This window comes from Corynebacterium sp. HMSC071F07 (assembly GCF_001810285.1).
Classification (GTDB): domain Bacteria; phylum Actinomycetota; class Actinomycetes; order Mycobacteriales; family Mycobacteriaceae; genus Corynebacterium; species Corynebacterium simulans.
Genome location: NZ_KV800700.1, coordinates 33551 through 51608 on the forward strand (window position 1 = coordinate 33551; position 18058 = coordinate 51608).

The window sequence follows — 18058 nt, forward strand, 5'->3', positions numbered from 1 at the left end:
TGCCTAGCTCTTCAGCGATGGGGCGCACGAGCGTGGCAGCCGAAGCTGAGATGATGATTACCTCGTGGCCGGCTGCTTGGTGGAAATCGATGAGTTCCCGGGCCTCTGCGTAGATGGCGGGCGTGACCACGTTGTGCATGGTCGCTTTGGCGATGCTGTGTACCTCCGCGACGGACCAACCGGCGATCATTGCGGCTAGTTGATCGCGAGTGGCGTCCATCTGCTGGCTGGAGTGCCCCGCGAACATGTAGCTTGCTTTTGCAATCGACATCTGCAGCGCCTCCGCTGGGGTAATGAGCCCGTTGTGCATGAACTCTTTGCCAAAGGCGAAAGCAGATGAGGTGGCGATGATGGTCTTGTCTAGATCGAAGAATGCAGCCACGCGTGCGCAATCGGCGGCCGGGTTTACGGGGGCCTCGCCGCTGCGGTGGTGGCTGGATGCATCATTCATGTTGTGGCCAATGTTAAAGGTGTTGTGTGGCTGCGGCAAGAGGATCAGTGCAAGCTAACAAATGCAGGAAACAAGCTGGATTGCTGCTGTTGTCAACCTGTCTCTTACATGTCATAATGAGCCTTGCAAGGCCCCGATATACAGTGCGGCCTGCCCCGGCTCACCCCCCCGATGCCGGGTTACCGATGACCCGCGCACACCCCCCCGAGGCGCGGGTCATCATCTATTTGCAGGCGGGGTGCCCTAGAAACCACGCGTTCAGGCAAGTACTAACCGCACTATTTCCACAGTTTTTAGCTGATACGTCACCTTGAGTCGCGATAGGTGCTTTAAAACCGGCGAGTTATCCACAGCCGCAAAATTTCCTCTAGTGCTGGGGATATCGCTTCACCAATGCTGGAGGCATGAGTTCATACGACGCCAGCATCGCTATCGCAGTGGGAGATTCCGCGCTGCGAGTGGAAGTAATTGCCGCGGCAGCGGCGACGAGCGCGCAGGTTACTGCGGTTGAGGACCCGCGTGACTTCGCGCGGTACCTGCCGAAAGCCACGGTCATCGTTGCGGATAAGCTCACTGCGGAGTTAGTCGCCAGCCACAGTAGGGCACCAGTGCTTTTCGTAGCAGCAGATCCAGGACCCATTGATTATGAGGCCGCCATGAAGTGCCGCAGCGCCGAGGCCTTTATCATTCCGGCGGAATCGAAGCAGCTTTTGAGCGCTTTGGCAGATCGAGTCCGGCCGCAGCAGACAAGCGGCAATAACTTCGCGTTGGCCATAGTTGGCGCGGCAGGGGGAGTAGGAACTTCGACTTTTGCTTATGCCGTGGCGAGCGTGGCAGGGGCCGGACTGCTTATCGACGCCACCTCTTACTCCGGTGGGCTTGACCTACTGGCAGGAATCGAGGAGGAGCCGGGAGCGCGTTGGCCGGATCTTGCGGCAGGTAGCGGAAGCGTAAACGCAGGGGATCTACATCGCGCGCTGCCGCGAGTAGGCGAACTGGGAATTTTGGCTGCTGCGCGGAGCGGCTATGCAGGCCAGCCGAGTATTAAGCCGGCGCGCCGGGAGGCTATTTTTCAGGCTGCCGCGATGCACCCAGCCGGGGCAGTTTTCGATTGCTCGCCCCTTGAAATCCCACAGGCCTGCGAGCATGTCGTAATCCTAACGGCTGCTGAGGTGCGCCCGACTGCCGCATGCGCCAAGCTCGTGGCGGAGCTGGAAGCCAAACAACAAAAATGCAGTGTAGTGGTGCGCTACAGGCAGTGGTCAGGCCTTTCGAAGGAAGACATCGCCAAAATTGTTCACCGCGATCCGATTGCCGAAATTCCCACGCTCCGGGGTCTTACCAAAGCCTCCGATACGGGTGGTCTACGGCGGCTGCCACGCGGGCTGCGGGTGGCAGCCGAAAACGTTGTCGGCGAGGTCCTGGCATGAGCGGCGGTGCAGGGATGAGCGAGATAAATCTCTTGGATAGGTTGCGCACGATTGTGGCCGCGTCGCCTGAGTTGGTGGCTGACACTACGGCGCTCGCGCGCCGGATTCGCCAGGAGGCAGGCGTTATCAGCGATGCAGACGTGCTGGATCTGCTGCGTCGCCTGCGGCATGATTCCCTGGGCCTGGGAGTCCTCGAGCCGATCCTGGCGCAGCCCGGGCTTAGCGACGTCGTGGTTAACGGCCCGCGCAGTTGCTTTATCGACCGAGGCAATGGGCTAGAACCCACGCCAGTTTCCTTTGTCGATGATGCCGAAGTCCGCCAGCTGGCCACGCGCCTGGCCGCAGTAGCCGGCGTGCGCCTCGATGATGCGCAGCCTTTTGCCGATGGCCGGCTTGCCCGTGGGGATGGCATTGCGCTGCGCCTGCATGCTTTGTTGGCACCGCCTTCGGCTGGTGGGACGTGCATCAGCTTGCGCGTGCTACGCCAAGCACAGACGAGCCTGGAGCAGCTTGTTGCTAGTGGGAGTATCGCGAAAGAGGTGGAGCCGCTGCTGCGGGCCATCGTGGAAAAACATGCTTCCTTCCTCGTCATTGGCGGCACCGGTGCGGGAAAGACCACTTTATTGTCGGCGCTGCTGGGCACGGTGCCTAAGAACGAGCGCATCCTCGTCATCGAAGACACCGCGGAGTTGGCGCCGCTGCATCCGCATGTGGTGACTTTAGTATCCCGGCGCGCTAATGCAGAAGGCCGCGGTGAAATAACGATGGCTAAGTTGCTGCAGCAGTCTTTGCGTATGCGCCCCGACCGCATCGTGGTCGGTGAGATTCGTGGTGCGGAGGTCGTGGACCTGCTCGCCGCATTAAACACTGGCCACGATGGTGGAGCAGGAACGTTGCATGCCAACTCCGTGTGGGAGGTGCCAGCTCGCATGGAGGCACTCGCCGCACTGGGTGGGCTGGACAGGGCGGCGTTGCACTCCCAACTGGCCGCCGCAGTGCATGTGGTCCTGGCGATGGAAAGAGGGCATGAGGGAAGGCGCCTGGCACACATTGGGGTGCTGGAAGGCAATCCAGTACGGCCGCAGCTTATCTGGAGCGCCGACACCGGGCCGGGAGAAGGCTTTAGCGAGTTTGCTGAGCGCTTAGGGGTGGCGCAATGACTTTTATATTTCTGGCTTTAGCTGCGCTTTTAGCGCAACCATCCGCCGCGCGGCGCTTGCATCAAGCGGAAGGGCGCACGCGTGTCCCGACGCTTTTGATTGGGCCAATCGTCTTTTGTGGTGGGCTGTGCTTTTATGCCTTTGGCCGCTTAAGCGTCGCCCTCGCAGTGCTCTGCGTCATTGCCTGCGCGGTGTGGTACCTGCGGGATATCAACTCCGCGCGGAGGTCCCGGCGCGCCCGCAAAGAACTCGCCACGTTCCTGGGCACGGTCTCTGCGGATCTGCGGGCCGGTGCTACGACGGCTGGTGCCCTAAAGCGAGGCGTGGAAGCGCTACCTGCGGATTGCCCCGCCACCGTGCTCGTGCCGCTGCGCACTGCGGCAGGCATGGCCGCCCACGGTGGGGCCATCCACGGTCCGCTCGTTGCGGCCACGGAGCCGGCGGTGGTGCGGCTAGGCCACGTCATTCGGCTCTCTTCTTTGCACGGCGTGGCGCTGGCGGGGCTGGTGGAGCAAGCCCAATCTCAGTTGGATGCGGCCCGCCGGCATGCGCAATCCACGGAGTCTTCTCTACAAGGTCCGCAGGCCACCGCGCTTATCCTGGCATGTCTGCCGCTGGCCGGCATCGCCATGGGAGGCGCGATGGGCGCGGATTCGCTGGGGCTGCTTTTAGGAGGCGGACTTGGAGGCCTTCTTCTCGTCATCGGGGTTGGCCTGGCCTGCGGCGGGTTTGCGTGGTCGCGCTACATCTTAAGGAGCGCGACGGCATGCTGACTTATCTTTGCCTGGCTCTTGCACTGTGCATTCCCACGAGCGCGCCGCTTCGTCGGCTCGTACGGCCCAAGACTCCGCGGGATGGCCCCGGAACACAGCCGGCACCGCTCGATGTGGCCGCCGACCTAGAGCTCTTCGCCGCCTGCGTGGAGGCAGGGCTGTCGGTACGTGAGGCCTTGGCAGGCGTGGCGTCGACAAGCGCGTGCGCTGCCTGGAAGGAAGCGGCGACGCTGCTGGGCGTGGGCGCTCCGCTGGCCGCTGCCATGGACGTGCTGCGCGCACAGCCGCAACTCGAAGATCTCGCTGGATTACTGGAGCTTTCCGGGGAATCGGGTGCGGCGATTGCCGCGGGCTGTCATCGCCTAGTCGAAACCTTGCGGGCGGAAGCCACAGCTCATGCGACCGCACGGGCAGAGCGCGCCGGGGTATTCATCGCGCTGCCGCTGGCAGTGTGCTTCCTCCCAGCCTTCATAGTCCTGGGATTGGTGCCGGTGATATTAAGCCTCGGTTCCCAATTGTTGTAACCATAAACCACACATTTTTCACCTCAATTCACCCACAAGGAAAGGAAGAGAACATGCACAAGATTGCTGCTCAGGTTAATGCCGCTTTAAAGAATGACGACGGTATGTCCACCATCGAATACGCCATGGGTTCGCTGGCCGCTGCGGCCCTTGCGGCTGTGCTCTATGCCGTCATCAACGGCGGCCAAGTGCCAGACGCCATCGAATCCATCATCACTGACGCTTTGTCTAACACTCCGGGTTAAACAATGCGGCGCTGTTATCTTCATATCGTTCGGCGCCTTAGCGGCGACACCGGTTCGGTCACCATTGAGGCAGCCCTCGGGTTGAGCTCTTTGGTCATCGTTGCAGCCGGTGCCGTTGCGGGTGTCGCGACGATGGCGGCCCACCTGGCGGCTGTCGACGCCGCCGGTGCCGCTGCGCGTGCATACGCGATAGGCGAGGACTACTCCCATGAGAAAGTAAGCGTCGACATCGCTGAAAGGGGTGGCCTCGTCACCGCACAAGCCACCGTGCACTCGCCGTTGGGGGAGATGAAAGCGCAGGCAGTGTTTCCGGCCGAGATAGCGGGTTCGGCGGGAGGCGGGCAGTGATGTGCCGCAAAGACGCTGAGGCTGGCTATGCCACCGTGGTTAATGCGGGGATCATCGTTGCCATCGTCTCCCTCCTCTTGGTTGTTGTCACCGTGGCTAGCCGCGTGGCAGCGCGCCATGAGGCGCAGGTGGCCGCCGACATGTCGGCGGTGGCGGCCGCGTGGGAACACGCAAAAGGCCAAGACGGGTGTGCCGCGGCGCGGGAGACCGCGCAGCACAACAACTCCAGTGTTAGGCAGTGCCGCGTAGTCGAGCGCGATGTCATCGTCACTGTCGCCGTGAGGCGCGTGGAGGCGGTGGCTCGCGCTGGTCCGGTCTAGGTCTCGGCGGGCATGGGCCCTGACTGCGTCATCGTCACCAGTGCACCAAGCAACTTAATGGCACCGGCCTTATCCAGCGGGTTGTTGCCGTTGCCGCACTTTGGTGACTGCACGCACGAGGGGCAGCCTGCCTCGCACGGGCAAGAAACCACCGTTTCATACGTGGTGGCTATCCACTCCGGGAAGCGGCGGAAGCCTTCATCGGCAAAGCCAGCGCCGCCCGGGTGACCGTCGTAGACAAAGACCGTAGGCAGACCAGTATCCGCATGCTGCGCCGTGGACACGCCGCCGATATCCCACCTATCGCAGGTAGCAATCAGCGGTAGCAGGCCAATCGCCGCGTGCTCCGCCGCGTGCAGAGTGCCCGGAGTATCGGCGGCGCTCACACCCATTGCTGCAAGCGCCAGCGGATCAATGGTGTAGGCCACCGCACGGGTGTGCAGGCGCTGCTGCGGCATGTCCAGCGGAATGTCATCGCCAACCGTGCCGTCGGGCAGGCGCACCTGGTAGCCGGTTACTTGATCGACTACCTCCACTTCTACGTTGGCCACCCACAGCCCCGGCGCATAGTTGATGAGCTCATCGGCCTCGCGCACGATGCAGATATCCGTAGTCGAGCGCGGGGTCGTTGTATATTCCGGCGTCTCCGGCTTTGCCAGCGCCAGGTAGTCCGCGAAGTGCAGCTGTTCAATCACGAAGCTTTCGCCCTGATGTAGATACACCGCGCCGGGGTGGACCTGGCTGGCGGCGCGTCCAGCGTCGATGGTGCCAAGCAGGCGGCCGTCGGAAGAATCCACGATCATCACTTCCTCGCCTGCGCTGCCGCGCAACGATACCGTCGAGTGTGCGGTCTCTGGGGTGAGCTCTTCGCCCGCCGGGAGGGGCGCTGCAAACCAGCCACGGTCGCGGCGTCGCAACAGCCCGCGCTCCGCCAAGGAATGGACAACCTCCTGCGCACCCAGCTGGACGATCTCCGCATCCTGCAGCGGCTTTTCCACCGCCGCGCAATAGACATGGCCGAACAAAATATAGGGATTTGCTGGGTTAAACACGCTGGCCTCCACCGGCCTTCCCAGCAGGGCCTCCGAATGATTCACCAAGTAGGTATCCATCGGCTCGTCGCGCGCGACCAAGACCACCACGGAGCCTTGCCCGCGTCTTCCCGCGCGGCCCGCCTGCTGCCAGAAGCTAGCCACCGTTCCCGGAAAGCCCGCAATGACCACGGCATCAAGGCCGCCGACGTCAATGCCTAGCTCCAGCGCGGAGGTGGTGGCGACGCCGAGCAGCGTGCCGTCGTCAAGCGCGTGCTCTAACTTGCGCCGGTCCTCAGCTAAGTAACCTGCCCGATAAGCCGCGATGCGACGAGCGAAATCGGGCCGTCCGAGGGAACCAGATAGCTCCTCCGCGGTGCGCAAGGCCACCGTCTCCGCGGCGCGCCGGGAACGCACAAAGGTAAGAGTGCGGGCGCCTTCTGCCACCAAAGTCGCCATCATCCCGGCCGACTCGGTGGTTGCGGCATAGCGCACGGGAGCGCCATTTTCGCCCTCCGCACCATCGATGAACCCGGGCTCACAAAGAGCCACCGTCCGCGCACCCGTGGGCGCGCCGTCTTCTGTGACCGCAACCGTGTCACGCCCGGTAAGGCGCTGCGCATGCAGTGCTGGGTCCTTCATCGTGGCCGAGGCAGAAATCACCACCGGATGCGCGCCATAGTGTTTGCATAAGCGCAGCAAGCGGCGCAAAACCAACGCCACATTCGCGCCAAATACTCCCCGATAGGAGTGGCACTCATCTACGACGATGAAGCGCAAGTGCCGCAGGAAACGCGCCCAGCGCTGATGCGAGGCCAGCATCGACATGTGGATCATGTCTGGATTCGAAAAGATAAAGCGCGCATCGTCCCGGATGCCGGCTCTGGATTCGGTGGGCGTATCGCCGTCGTAAGGCGCCGCGACCACACCACGCAACTGCTCAACCTCACGGCACATCTGCAAAACCGCGTGCAGCTGATCCGAGCCCAACGCCTTAGTGGGGGTGATATACAAAGCGCACGCGGTGGGCTCTTCCACCAGCCTAGTCAGGATGGGAAGTAGGTAGCCCAAAGATTTGCCGGAGGAAGTGCCGGTGGCGACCACGACGTCGTTGCCCCGCCAAGCTTCTTCGGCCACTTTAACTTGGTGCGAATAAAGCTTTGCCACGTCATGGCCCTGCAAATAGGTTTTAAGTCCCGGCAAAACCCAATCTGGCCACGGCCCGAATTGGGCAGGCTTCGCCTCTAAAGTGGTGACGGAAGTAAACGTTGTTTCATCGAAGCGGCGTTGCAGCAGCTCGACTAATTCTTGGCCGAGGGGGTTGGGCACGCTACCCCCTTTCTAAAAAGATTTACGTGGCGAGCTATCGCCAGCTAACCAAACGTGCCACACTGGGTGCTAGGCCGATAAATTCTTGGCTCAGTGTTTTTCTTTTGGTTAGTGCTGGCGAAGATTTGTTTTCCACAATCCATTTTGTCCACTACTCGTAGACACTTACATAGAAGGTTAAACACCATGGCACAAGGCCCCGTCAAGTTCTTCAACGCAGAAAAGGGCTACGGCTTTATCGAGATGGAAGATGGCTCCGGCGACATCTTCGTTCACTACTCCGAGATTCAGGGCAGCGGCTTCCGCACCCTGGAGGAAAATCAGAAGGTTTCCTTCGAGGTCGCCGAAGGTCAAAAGGGTCTGCAGGCCCAGAATGTCACCGCCCTTTAAAACGCGGCGTTTAAAAGCTCACACACGGCCCCTTCAAGCCTTTAAAGGCTTAAGGGGTTTCTGCATACCCGCGGCGGGTATCCCACCACTCGAGCACCGCATTCTGGGCCTTTTGTAGGCCAAAGCCGATGATGATGGCGGCGATGATGCTGACAATCATCGCCACGGCGGGAGAATCCGAGAAGGCCTTGCCGCCCACGAAGCCAATGGCCAGCGCCTGCGCGGCCCAGATGCTGACGCCGATGATGTCGAAGAAGAAAAACAGCGGCCAAGGATAGCGCATCGAGCCCAACAGGATGGTCATGAAAAGGCGGGCTGAAGGGATAAAGCGGGCGATGATAATCGCCGCGCCACCGCCGCGGCGCATGTTGCGCTTGACCCAAGCCAGGCCCTCGTAGGCCTTGGTGCCCTTCTGGACGCGATTGACCAGCGTCATCAGGCGGGTGCCGAGCAGGAAGCACAGGTTATCGCCCACGATGGCGGCCAGAATTGCCACGAAGAACATCATGGGGATGTGCGGGTAGCCCTGCGAGGCCGACCATGCTCCAACCATGTTGAGCGGGATCTCTGAAGGCAGCACCGGGAAGAAACAATCGAGGAAAATCAATGTTCCTATCAGCGGGTATACCCATTGGGTTAGCATGACTACTTCGATCCATGCGGTGACGGATGCAACCATCATTCCTCCCCATCGGGTACGCGATTCGTGTTACTGTGCCTGTTACTGTGCCCAGTTACTGTGACAAAGCGTCCAGTATAACCGTGCATGTCTAAAGGCAGCAGGTAAGGCAGCGCAGCTGCCCTAATAAGTACAGAGTAAAAGAACTTCTGTACGCTATTGCTCAATTGCCTTTTGATCGTGCTCGTTTAACGTAGCGTGAACAAAGGGCGTTGTATAAGCGTTGTAGAAGCAACGTATGAGCGACAAGTGATCGCATCATCGAAAGGGATGAAGTCGAGTGGCAGAAGTAGCCGGGAAAACCCTGGTCATCGTCGAGTCGGCGACGAAGGCTAAGAAGATCCAACCCTACCTAGGCGACAATTACATTGTTGAGGCCTCCGTGGGACACATTCGTGATCTCCCACGCGGCGCCGCCGACGTCCCGGCGAAGTACAAGAAAGAATCTTGGGCGCGCCTCGGCGTCAACCCCGAGGATGACTTCACCCCGCTCTATGTCATCAGCCAAGACAAAAAGAAGAAGGTCGCTGACCTTAAAGCCAAGCTGAAGCAGTGCGACCAGCTCTACCTCGCAACAGACCCCGACCGCGAGGGTGAGGCGATTGCGTGGCACCTGCTTGAGGTGCTTAAGCCAAAGGTGCCAGTGCGCCGCATGGTCTTCAACGAGATCACCAAGTCCGCCATCTTGGAGGCGGCAGAAAACACCCGTGAGCTTGACGAGAACCTGATCGACGCGCAGGAAACCCGCCGCATCCTGGACCGCCTTTATGGCTACGAGGTCTCGCCGGTGCTGTGGAAGAAGGTCATGCCGCGCCTTTCTGCCGGTCGCGTGCAGTCCGTTGCCACCCGCGTCATCGTCGAGCGTGAGCGTGAGCGCATGGCGTTCATCTCCGCCGAGTACTGGGATCTTACCGCTCGCCTGCACAGCGAGAAGGCTGAGGCGAAGGAAGCTTTCGATGCTCGCCTGACCGCCATCGACGGCAAGCGTGTTGCCCTAGGCCGTGACTTCGATGATTCGGGCAAGCTCAAGAGCGACGAGGTGGTCGTCGTCAAGCAGGCGCACGCACAGGCGCTTGCCGACGCCCTGAAAGGCGCCGCTTTCTCCGTCACAAGCGTCGAGCACAAACCATATACCCGCAAGCCTTATGCGCCGTTTATGACCTCGACCCTGCAGCAGGAGGCGGGCCGCCGCCTGCACTACACCTCCGAGCGCACTATGCGCATTGCGCAGCGTCTTTACGAAAACGGTCACATCACCTACATGCGTACCGACTCGACCTCGCTGTCTAAGCAGGGCCTGAACGCGGCGCGTGGCGCGGCTAGCTCCATCTTTGGCGCGGAGTATGTCGCTGATTCCCCGCGTATCTATGACCGCAAGGTGAAAAACTCCCAGGAGGCCCACGAGGCGATCCGCCCGGCGGGCGAAAAGTTTGCTACCCCGGGCGAGCTATCGAGCCGCCTCGATGCCGAAGAGTTCAAGCTCTACGAGCTGATTTGGAAGCGCACCGTGGCCTCCCAGATGGCAGATGCCAAGGGAACCTCCATGAAGGTCACGGTGGCTGCGAATGCGAATACCACCGAGGGCGCGCAGGACGTTGAGTTCTCCGCCACCGGCCGCACCATTACCTTCCCGGGCTTCCTGAAGGCCTACGAGGACGTGGCTAACAAGAATTCCGACGGTGAGTCCCGCCTTCCGCACCTCGACGAGGGCGACGCGCTGGCCTCCCAGGAAGTTTCCGCTGACGGTCACTCCACCAACCCGCCGGCGCGCTATACCGAGGCCAGCCTGGTTAAGAAGATGGAAGATTTGGGCATTGGCCGTCCTTCCACCTATGCCTCCATCATCAAGACCATCCAGGACCGCGGCTACGTGCTCTCGCGCGGCAACGCCCTAGTGCCGTCTTGGGTTGCCTTCGCGGTCATCGGCCTGATGGAAGACAACTTCACCGAGCTGGTGGACTATGACTTTACTTCCTCGATGGAAGACGAGCTCGACGCGATTGCCACTGGTAACGAGAACGGTACCGAATGGCTCAAGGGCTTCTACTTTGGCAATGCTGCGGCCAAGGAGCAGAAGGCGGATTCCATCGCGCGCCACGGCGGCTTGAAGTCCCTTATCGATATCAACCTTGAGGCCATCGACGCCCGCAAGGTCAACTCCTTGCTGCTCTACACCGACTCGGAAGGCCGCGATGTCTTCGTGCGCGTCGGCCGCTATGGCCCGTACATCGAGCGCGTGGTGGGCACGGCCGAGGACGGCACACCGGAGTATCAGCGCGCCAACCTTTCTGAGACCACCACCCCGGATGAGCTGGGTGAAGAGCTCGCTGAGAAGCTCTTTGCTACCCCGCAGGGCGGCCGCGAGCTGGGCGAGAACCCCGCCAATGGCCGCATGATCGTGGCCAAGGAAGGCCGCTTCGGCCCGTATGTCACCGAGCAGGTGCGCGAGGATGAGCGCGAGAAGGCTGAGGCCGAGGCCCTCGAGCTGGTCAAGCAGGAGCGCGAGGCTGAGGATAAGCAGCGCGCCGAGGAAGGCAAGCGCGCCAAGAACTGGGAGACCAAGACTGCGGAAAAGCAGAAGGAAAAGCGCATCGCCGAGTACATCGACGAAAAGCTCAAGCCTGGCACCGCTTCGCTGTTTAGCTCCATGGAGCCTTCTTCGGTCACCCTGGAGCAGGCCCTGCAGCTGCTTTCCCTGCCGCGTGAGGTGGGCGTGGATCCTTCCGATAACGAGGTCATCACCGCACAGAACGGCCGCTATGGCCCGTACCTGAAGAAGGGCAGTGATTCCCGCTCGCTGGCTAACGAAGAGCAGATCTTCTCCATCACCTTGGACGAGGCGCGCCGCATCTACGCGGAGCCGAAGCGCCGTGGCCGCGCCGCCGCGCAGCCGCCGCTGAAGCAGCTGGGTGACAATGACGTCTCCGGCAAGCCGATGTCCGTCAAGGATGGCCGCTTTGGCCCGTACGTCACCGATGGCACCACGAATGCTTCGCTGCGCCGCGGCGACGATCCCGCAACGCTTACCGACGCCCGTGCCAACGAGCTGTTGTCCGAGCGCCGTGCCAAGGAAGCCGCGGATGGTGGTAAGAAGAAGACCACCAAGAAGGCTGGTAAGAAGTCGACCAAAAAATCGACTAAGAAATCCACGAAGAAGGCAACCAAGAAATCCACGAAGAAGTCGACGGCGAAGAAGCCTTCGCCAGGCACTAAGAACGTGGTCAAGGCAGGCAGCCGCAAGTAGCGATGGACTTCCTGCAACGCACTGAACAGGGCGCCGCCGCGCTGTGGCGGGCGGTATATCCCGCAATCACCGATCCCGCCGGCCACCCCGCGCGCCTAGGGTTTCTAGCCGCCGGGGAGGCCAGCGCTTGGGCGCGCATCTTCGGGTTTGAGCCCCGGCTTCTCGACGCCGCGGTAATAGCTACTCTCTGCACCCAAACGGCGAACCCGGTGCTGCGCGGTGGCCTTGCTGCCGGTTCGGTGGGCCAGTACTGCAAGCGCGGCGAACCGAATGCTCTGGGCATTGCCGCCATTGCCTTGCATCACGGGGCTTATCTGTATCTTTTGCGCGCGCAGCGCAACGACAAGCTGGGCTGGGGCCTGCGCATCGGCGCGTGGGCTGGCGGCCTTGCCATGTCTAAGGGCCGCTACCGCGCGGCCACCGCAGCGGCTGGTGCGGCTGTTGCCGCCACTTCGGCGCTCGCAGGGGATCCAGCCTTGCGTGCAGACGCCACGAAGGGCGCGAGCCACGGCGCCAACCTCATCCTCTTTTCAGAGGGGCTTACCCTTGCACGCACCCTGCCCGTCAACCCGCTGCGCGATAGCCGCCTGCTGGGCGCCGCCGAGGCCGCTAGCCGCGTGCTTGGACATTTCCTTCTGGTTGATGCACTGGAGCGCCACTGACGGGTGATTCAATGCCACTAGGCGGCTGCCTTTTTAGTTCTGGCCGCATCGTCTTGCCATAAGAAATTCGGCGATGCAGCCACTCGAACGGGCCCGGCTTGCCAAAGTATTCGAGAAGGCAGGCCAGCAGCAGAGTGAGCAGCCAGTTGCCCACCGCCAACAAGGCCAAGCCGGAGGCATAGAACTGGGAGCCGATGTTCAAGGTGAACGGGAAAATCACCGCGAAGAAGATGATCGACTGCATGATGTAGCCGCTCATCGAGCGCTTACCCAGCGCACTAAATGGCCACAGCCACCAAGGCAGTGTCTGCACCTTCTCTAGCACCAGCGCGAGCATCGCCAGGATGCCCGGGCCGGTAATCACGCCGACGAAGGTGTTGAGCTGAAAGAAGGCCCCCTCGACTTCCGCGGGGAGCACGCCGATAGTAGCAAGGCCCCACGGCAGGCCCACGCCCAAGATGATCACTGCTGTAATGCCTGCCCAGATGCGCAGCTCGGTGCGGTGAGACGCGACGTCGGCAAGCGTGCCCTGGCGCGCCCACGTAAAGCCCACCAACATGATGGGTCCGTACATGAGCATGAACGGCACGGCGCTAACAGCCTGCCCCAACAGCATCAATAATCCATCCAGCACCAACTTCCCATAGGATTTGGGAAGCTCGGAAAAGGTGACGTAATTCATGCCTAATTCCGGAACCAAAAGCGTAAACACAAACGCACCGATTCCAAGGACCGTAATGATGGTCAGCAGGGTATAAGCGATCTTCTTGAGAGTTTTATCGTGCAGGGAAATAAACATGCTGATGACCAAAGCACAGCAGCCGTAGAAAAACATGATGTCGCCATAGAAGATAAACACCAGGTGGATAATGCCGAAAACGGCCAGGAAGCCGTAGCGCTTGATGATGACCATGCGCGCCTGGCCGAGCGGGAAGCCGCGGCGCCAAAGGCTCAGGGTGATAAGCCCGATACCGAAGCCCAGGAGCGTGGAGAACATCGGCAAACCGCGGTTATGCGCGAACATCGCGGTAAAGAGCACAGTTGCTTTATCCCACACGTTGCCAGAATCGATGCCGCCGAAATACTGGCCGTCTGGATGGGTGGTGGTAATCCACCCAGTGCAGACGTTGGCTAGGGCGATGCCGAGAAGAGCCATGCCACGAGCTACGTCGGGCACGATCATGCGAGGTCGAGACTGAGACACTGCGGAAGTCATGGGCCGCATGTTACAGAACTTATGAAATTAGTTCTCGGTTACTGCGCCGCTATTGCTCCGCTATTGTTCCGCGCGTTCAGCAAGCGTGGAGCGGATAGGGCGTGCCAGGCGTGTCATGCGGCGTCGTCCGCGCAGCTCAATGGACTTCATCATGGTCCAGCGGGCTTGCTCTGCCTCGTTGGCACCGCGCAGCGTGGCGGAGTTGGTCAGGACCTGGCCCGGAGTGTCCTTGGCCAGCTCGGTCAGGCGGGCCGCCTCGTTTACTGCATCACCAATGACGGTGTACTCAAAGCGGTCCGCGCCGCCGATGTGGCCGGCCACCACGTGACCCGCCGCGACGCCGATGCCTGCCTGCAGCTCCAAGCCACGTAGCTCCTGACGCAGCTCGCGCGCCGCCTGCAGCGCCATGGAGTTAGCGTCGTAGACGTTAAGCGGAGCGCCGAATACGGCCAGCGCGGCATCGCCCTGGAACTTGTTGATGATGCCCTTGTTGCGGTGCACCACTTCGACTACGTGCTCGAAGAACTTGTTGAGCTCTTCGACGACCTCCTCTGGGGTGTGGTTGACCGCGAAGGTGGTGGAGCCGATGACGTCGATGAAAAGAACGGCTACCTTGCGGTCCTCGCCGCCCAACTCGGGGCGTTCCTCCAGTGCGCGCTGGGCGACCTCGATGCCGACGTAGCGGCCGAAGATATCGCGCACGCGTTGACGCTCGCGCAGGCCGCGCATCATTTCATTAAAGCCTGCCTGCAACACGCCCAACTCGGAACCGTCATAAATATCGACCTGCACATCATTTTCGCCGCGGCGCACGCGGTTGATTGCATCCTGTAGCTCGACGATGGGGTCAACGACGCTCATCATCGCGAAGACGGTGCCAGTAAAACCCGTTCCCAGGGCGGTCAGCGCTAGGGCGATGACCGCGGGCATGATGTCGTTGGCGTTATCCGTGAACATGCCGGTGCGCTGGCCCACGAGCACCAGTGCGATTCCGACGAGCGGAATGCCGGAGGTCATTACCCAGGTATAGATGAGGCGGTACTTAATCGGCGGCTCCAGAGTGGAGTCCTCGAAGCGGCGGGCCACTGCCTGCGCCGCCACGGGGCGCACGAGGCGTTCTGCCTGCAAGTAGGTAAGCAACACCACCAACAGGCCGGCCAAGGTCGTGGAAACTCCCACGACTAGGCCCAGACTGCCGGAGGATTGGGTGGCGATGATGATGGCCAAGACGATGCCAATGATCCACACCAGGCCGGCCACTGCGGCTTGGTAGATGGGGATGCGCAGCACCAGGTTGCGCACCATGTTTGGATCGTGGGCTTCGGGATTGCGCTGCCAGTCCAGCACCGGCCGGAAGAGTAACAGGGTTACCGAAATGCCGATGAGCACGGCGAAGGAAACATAGAGGACGCCGATTAACGCTAAGTGCGGGACGTCGGAAGTAAAGTCCTTAATCTCCGGCATCGGCAGGAAGAAGACCACGAAGGTCATGATCGCCACGGCGCCTAAGATGTTGGATCCCAGAACGAGCGTGGCGTACATAGGCCATTGGGTGCCCATGAGCCAGCGGGCGCCACGCAGTAGTCTGTTCATGATTTATTACTTTAGTTATCCCAGTAGGCTAGGGCGAGTGAATACCGGAAGCGTTGCGCAACGATTGGCAGATACCCCAGCAGTGGCCCAGACCATCTTGGCCGCAGCTCGGGCCGCCCGAGGTGAGGGGGATCTGCGGGCGATGAGTCATTCTTGGCTGCTTACGGGTCCTCCCGGGGCGGGCCGCTCTTTGGCGGCGCTGTGCTTTGCGGCGGCGTTGATGTGCACGAGCAAAGACGAAAACGGGGACCCCGGTTGCGGGCAGTGCGCGGCCTGCCGGGCGGTATTGGAACAACAAAAACACACCGACCTAGTTTTCGTCGATCCTAAGGAACAATTCATCACTGTCGGCGAGGCCCGCGATGTCATCGGCCGTGCGGCGAGCCTGCCCAGCGTGGCGCCGTGGCGCGTGGTTATCTTCAACAAAGCCGACCGCCTGCGCAACGAGGCCGCCAACGCTTTGCTGAAAACAGTGGAGGAGCCGCCGGAGCGCACCGTCATCGTCATGGTGGCTCCTTCCGAGGACCCACAAGATTTCTCCCAGACCCTGCGCTCGCGGTGCCGCCACCTATATATTCCTTCGCCCAGCGTGGAAGGCGTGGTCAAACAGCTCGTCGCCGAGGGCGCCAGCGAACACGATGCTCGCCTGGCCGCCGTCACGAGCCTGCAGCACGTGGGCCGTGCCCGCCACCTGGTACAGGATGCGGCCGCACAAAAGCGTCGCGCCATGGCCATCAACCTGGCCGAAGACGTCTTCCACGGCTCCCAGGCCTTCCAATCCGTTACCGCTCTGCTGAAGTTCATTGAGAAGGACGCCAAGGATTCTCACGCTGAATCCGAAGAAGCGGAGCGCTCCAAAATTGAGCAGTCCTTCGGCATCGGCGCCAAGGGTAAGGGAGCAAGCAAGGCGCAGCGCGACGCCCGCAGTGCCCTGAAAGAACTGGAGGAGCTCCATAAGAAGCGCGCTAAACGCCGCATCGCCGACGGCCTCGATATTGTCCTTGTGGATCTTGCCGGTATCTACCGCGATGCGCTCATGCTCAAAGTTGGCGCTGAGGTGGACATGACCCACCCGGACTTCGCCGGCCTGGCGGGCGAACTTGCCCAACGCGTGAGCGAGGATGGGCTGCTTGCCGCTCAGTCCGCCATCCGTACCTGCCGCGAGCAGCTGCCGCAGAACGTCACCCCGCAGGTGGCTTTCGACGGCATGGTGGGCCGCCTGCGCCTGGCCTGTGGCGCGCGCTAACCAGCACGTGTGCTGCGTGCACACTACAGGTGATAGCCCGATTTCTTTATCAGCCCAGGCCTAGGCTAAACTCTCAGGCGGTGCATATACACACTGCATCGTGCCGCCTTAGCTCAGTCGGTAGAGCATCTCACTCGTAATGAGAAGGTCGCGAGTTCGATTCTCGCAGGCGGCTCCACTTAGACGTCGGATTTGATAAGTACCCTTTTGCGTTAGCGAGTATCGCTTAGGGGGTGTGAAAAATCGCTTGCGTTAGCGGGTTTGGGTTTTGCGTTAGCGGGTATCTTGTTTGCCCTAGTAAAATGCGTATTCAGGGTTTAACGCGCTAACGAAGCGTTAAACCTAAGGCCGTTTCACGAGGAGGTGTGTGGTGAGATCGTATGCGTCCGGCGATGAACTAGCCGCAGAGATTACTAAGCGTGGCGAACTTTTTATCGGCGAGTTCGTAGGCGTTCCTGGCGATGGTTGGGACCGGCTGGTTGACGGTGTTGACCGCACGCCCCGGCAGATGATCGCCTACCAGCTTGGCTGGATGGAATTACTGCTCGGCTGGGAACGTGACGAACAAGCCGGTCTTGACGTGGTGACTCCGGCACCTGGTTTTAAGTGGAATCAACTGGGCGGATTGTATGAATCGTTCTACCAACGCTGGGAGCAGGTATCTACTGAGGATTTGATCGACAGGTTCAAGATCCTGCTTGGTGAGATAGTCAAAATGGTGGGCGGTCTAACCGAATCAGAATTGTTTAGTTCGGGTCAGCGTGCGTGGGCTTCTTCCACCCCGTCGGCGTGGCCGGTGTGGAAATGGGTGCATATCAACACCGTCGCGCCATTTACGACGTTTCGCACCAAAATCAGGAAGTGGAAGAAACTGGCAGCCTGCTAGCAATAGGCACGGTGATTTCAGTGCCGATTCTGAAGACGAACTGGATCTCGTTGGCTCCGATAACGGCATGGTCGATAAGCGCTGTCCACTGGGATGGTTGAAAATGCTGGATGGGCTTGTCGGCCAACTGGGTGTAGGCGGTTTTGATCGCAGTGGCCTTGGCACTCTTGGCAGCAATCTCGGCCTCGATGGCTTGTTTGCGGCCCAGGGTTTTCTGGTATCGCGCTTCTAGCTGGGTGTAGCGGGCGAGGTATTGGTCCTGGTCTTGCGCTACCCGCTGATTTTCTGCAACCAATGATTCAATCTCGCTGGCAAGAGCGCGGATTTTCTCGTCTAGGCGCTTGGACTCCGCTTCGAGCTGGTCTGTATTAAACATGGCGTCGATGACCTGTGGTAGGTGGCTTTGTCCGCGATATTGTTCAGCCAGCTGGTTTAGCGCGGCGAGGAACGCGGTCTGGATTTGCTCATCACGCAAGGTAGCGGTCTGGCAGGGACGGGGATGGGACCTGACCCCTGTTTGGTAGACACCTG

Annotated in this window: 18 protein-coding genes and 1 tRNA gene; 13 read left to right on the forward strand and 6 right to left on the reverse strand. The window is 60.8% G+C overall.

The window, feature by feature from the left end; genetic code table 11:
* Positions 1-451: HAD-IB family hydrolase (locus HMPREF2724_RS03625; RefSeq protein WP_141748329.1), on the reverse strand; the 451-nt coding region annotated here is incomplete at its 3' end.
* A gap of 404 nt (positions 452-855) precedes the next feature.
* Here HMPREF2724_RS03625 and ssd point away from each other — a divergent pair.
* From ssd to HMPREF2724_RS03660, 7 genes are read left to right on the forward strand one after another with little or no spacing between them, the layout of a single operon-like run.
* A complete protein-coding gene (gene ssd, locus HMPREF2724_RS03630; protein ID WP_070587214.1) occupies positions 856-1881 on the forward strand; it encodes a septum site-determining protein Ssd in 1026 nt (341 codons plus the stop codon).
* Positions 1878-3041, forward strand: coding sequence for a TadA family conjugal transfer-associated ATPase (locus tag HMPREF2724_RS03635; RefSeq protein ID WP_371440779.1), 1164 nt, complete (start codon positions 1878-1880; stop codon positions 3039-3041). The genes ssd and HMPREF2724_RS03635 overlap by 4 nt, the downstream gene beginning before the upstream one ends.
* Positions 3038-3814, forward strand: a complete 777-nt coding sequence (locus HMPREF2724_RS03640) for a type II secretion protein F (RefSeq protein ID WP_070587217.1) — start codon at positions 3038-3040, stop codon at positions 3812-3814. Before HMPREF2724_RS03635 ends, HMPREF2724_RS03640 begins: the two co-directional genes overlap by 4 nt.
* Positions 3808-4338 (forward strand): type II secretion system F family protein, encoded by a 531-nt coding sequence (locus HMPREF2724_RS03645; RefSeq protein WP_070587219.1) that lies wholly within the window; start codon positions 3808-3810, stop codon positions 4336-4338. The genes HMPREF2724_RS03640 and HMPREF2724_RS03645 overlap by 7 nt, the downstream gene beginning before the upstream one ends.
* Positions 4339-4391: 53 nt before the next feature.
* Positions 4392-4583, forward strand: coding sequence for a DUF4244 domain-containing protein (locus tag HMPREF2724_RS03650; protein ID WP_070587221.1), 192 nt, complete (start codon positions 4392-4394; stop codon positions 4581-4583).
* A gap of 3 nt (positions 4584-4586) precedes the next feature.
* Positions 4587-4931: a hypothetical protein gene (locus tag HMPREF2724_RS03655; protein WP_070587224.1), complete on the forward strand. Its 345-nt coding sequence runs from the start codon at positions 4587-4589 to the stop codon at positions 4929-4931.
* A complete protein-coding gene (locus tag HMPREF2724_RS03660; protein WP_061920222.1) occupies positions 4931-5251 on the forward strand; it encodes an Rv3654c family TadE-like protein in 321 nt (106 codons plus the stop codon). The genes HMPREF2724_RS03655 and HMPREF2724_RS03660 overlap by 1 nt, the downstream gene beginning before the upstream one ends.
* Here the strand turns inward: HMPREF2724_RS03660 and HMPREF2724_RS03665 are convergent.
* Complete coding sequence (locus HMPREF2724_RS03665; RefSeq protein WP_070587226.1) at positions 5248-7611, reverse strand: DEAD/DEAH box helicase; 2364 nt, start codon at positions 7609-7611, stop codon at positions 5248-5250. The two genes, HMPREF2724_RS03660 and HMPREF2724_RS03665, sit on opposite strands and share 4 nt — an antisense overlap.
* Positions 7612-7797: 186 nt before the next feature.
* Here HMPREF2724_RS03665 and HMPREF2724_RS03670 point away from each other — a divergent pair, with 186 nt between their 5' ends.
* A complete protein-coding gene (locus tag HMPREF2724_RS03670; protein WP_070587228.1) occupies positions 7798-8001 on the forward strand; it encodes a cold-shock protein in 204 nt (67 codons plus the stop codon).
* Between the two features lie 49 nt (positions 8002-8050).
* Here HMPREF2724_RS03670 and HMPREF2724_RS03675 read toward each other — a convergent pair whose 3' ends face one another.
* Complete coding sequence (locus tag HMPREF2724_RS03675; RefSeq protein WP_070587243.1) at positions 8051-8680, reverse strand: DedA family protein; 630 nt, start codon at positions 8678-8680, stop codon at positions 8051-8053.
* Positions 8681-8960: 280 nt separating this feature from the next.
* On the opposite strand from HMPREF2724_RS03675, the gene topA reads away from it, so the two are divergent.
* Together topA and HMPREF2724_RS03685 are read left to right on the forward strand one after the other, a co-directional pair.
* Positions 8961-11924, forward strand: a complete 2964-nt coding sequence (topA, locus tag HMPREF2724_RS03680) for a type I DNA topoisomerase (protein ID WP_070587231.1) — start codon at positions 8961-8963, stop codon at positions 11922-11924.
* Between the two features lie 2 nt (positions 11925-11926).
* A complete protein-coding gene (locus HMPREF2724_RS03685) occupies positions 11927-12586 on the forward strand; it encodes a hypothetical protein (RefSeq protein ID WP_070587233.1) in 660 nt (219 codons plus the stop codon).
* On the opposite strand, the gene HMPREF2724_RS03690 is transcribed toward HMPREF2724_RS03685, so the two are convergent.
* Together HMPREF2724_RS03690 and HMPREF2724_RS03695 are read right to left on the reverse strand one after the other, a co-directional pair.
* Positions 12534-13802, reverse strand: a complete 1269-nt coding sequence (locus HMPREF2724_RS03690; protein WP_246818199.1) for a DUF418 domain-containing protein — start codon at positions 13800-13802, stop codon at positions 12534-12536. The genes HMPREF2724_RS03685 and HMPREF2724_RS03690 overlap by 53 nt on opposite strands.
* 60 nt (positions 13803-13862) lie before the next feature.
* Positions 13863-15395, reverse strand: coding sequence for an adenylate/guanylate cyclase domain-containing protein (locus HMPREF2724_RS03695; RefSeq protein WP_049147246.1), 1533 nt, complete (start codon positions 15393-15395; stop codon positions 13863-13865).
* Here HMPREF2724_RS03695 and HMPREF2724_RS03700 point away from each other — a divergent pair.
* From HMPREF2724_RS03700 to HMPREF2724_RS03710, 3 genes are all read left to right on the forward strand, one after another.
* The gene (locus HMPREF2724_RS03700; protein ID WP_080986266.1) at positions 15394-16641 is read left to right on the forward strand and encodes a DNA polymerase III subunit delta'; all 1248 of its coding nucleotides are present in this window, start codon (positions 15394-15396) and stop codon (positions 16639-16641) included. The genes HMPREF2724_RS03695 and HMPREF2724_RS03700 overlap by 2 nt on opposite strands.
* A gap of 102 nt (positions 16642-16743) precedes the next feature.
* Positions 16744-16819, forward strand: a tRNA-Thr gene (locus HMPREF2724_RS03705).
* A 189-nt stretch (positions 16820-17008) separates the two neighbouring features.
* Positions 17009-17527, forward strand: coding sequence for a ClbS/DfsB family four-helix bundle protein (locus HMPREF2724_RS03710; protein WP_011273047.1), 519 nt, complete (start codon positions 17009-17011; stop codon positions 17525-17527).
* On the opposite strand, the gene HMPREF2724_RS12310 is transcribed toward HMPREF2724_RS03710, so the two are convergent.
* The coding region (locus HMPREF2724_RS12310; RefSeq protein ID WP_083306087.1) for a DNA recombinase at positions 17496-18058 on the reverse strand (563 nt) is incomplete at its 5' end. The two genes, HMPREF2724_RS03710 and HMPREF2724_RS12310, sit on opposite strands and share 32 nt — an antisense overlap.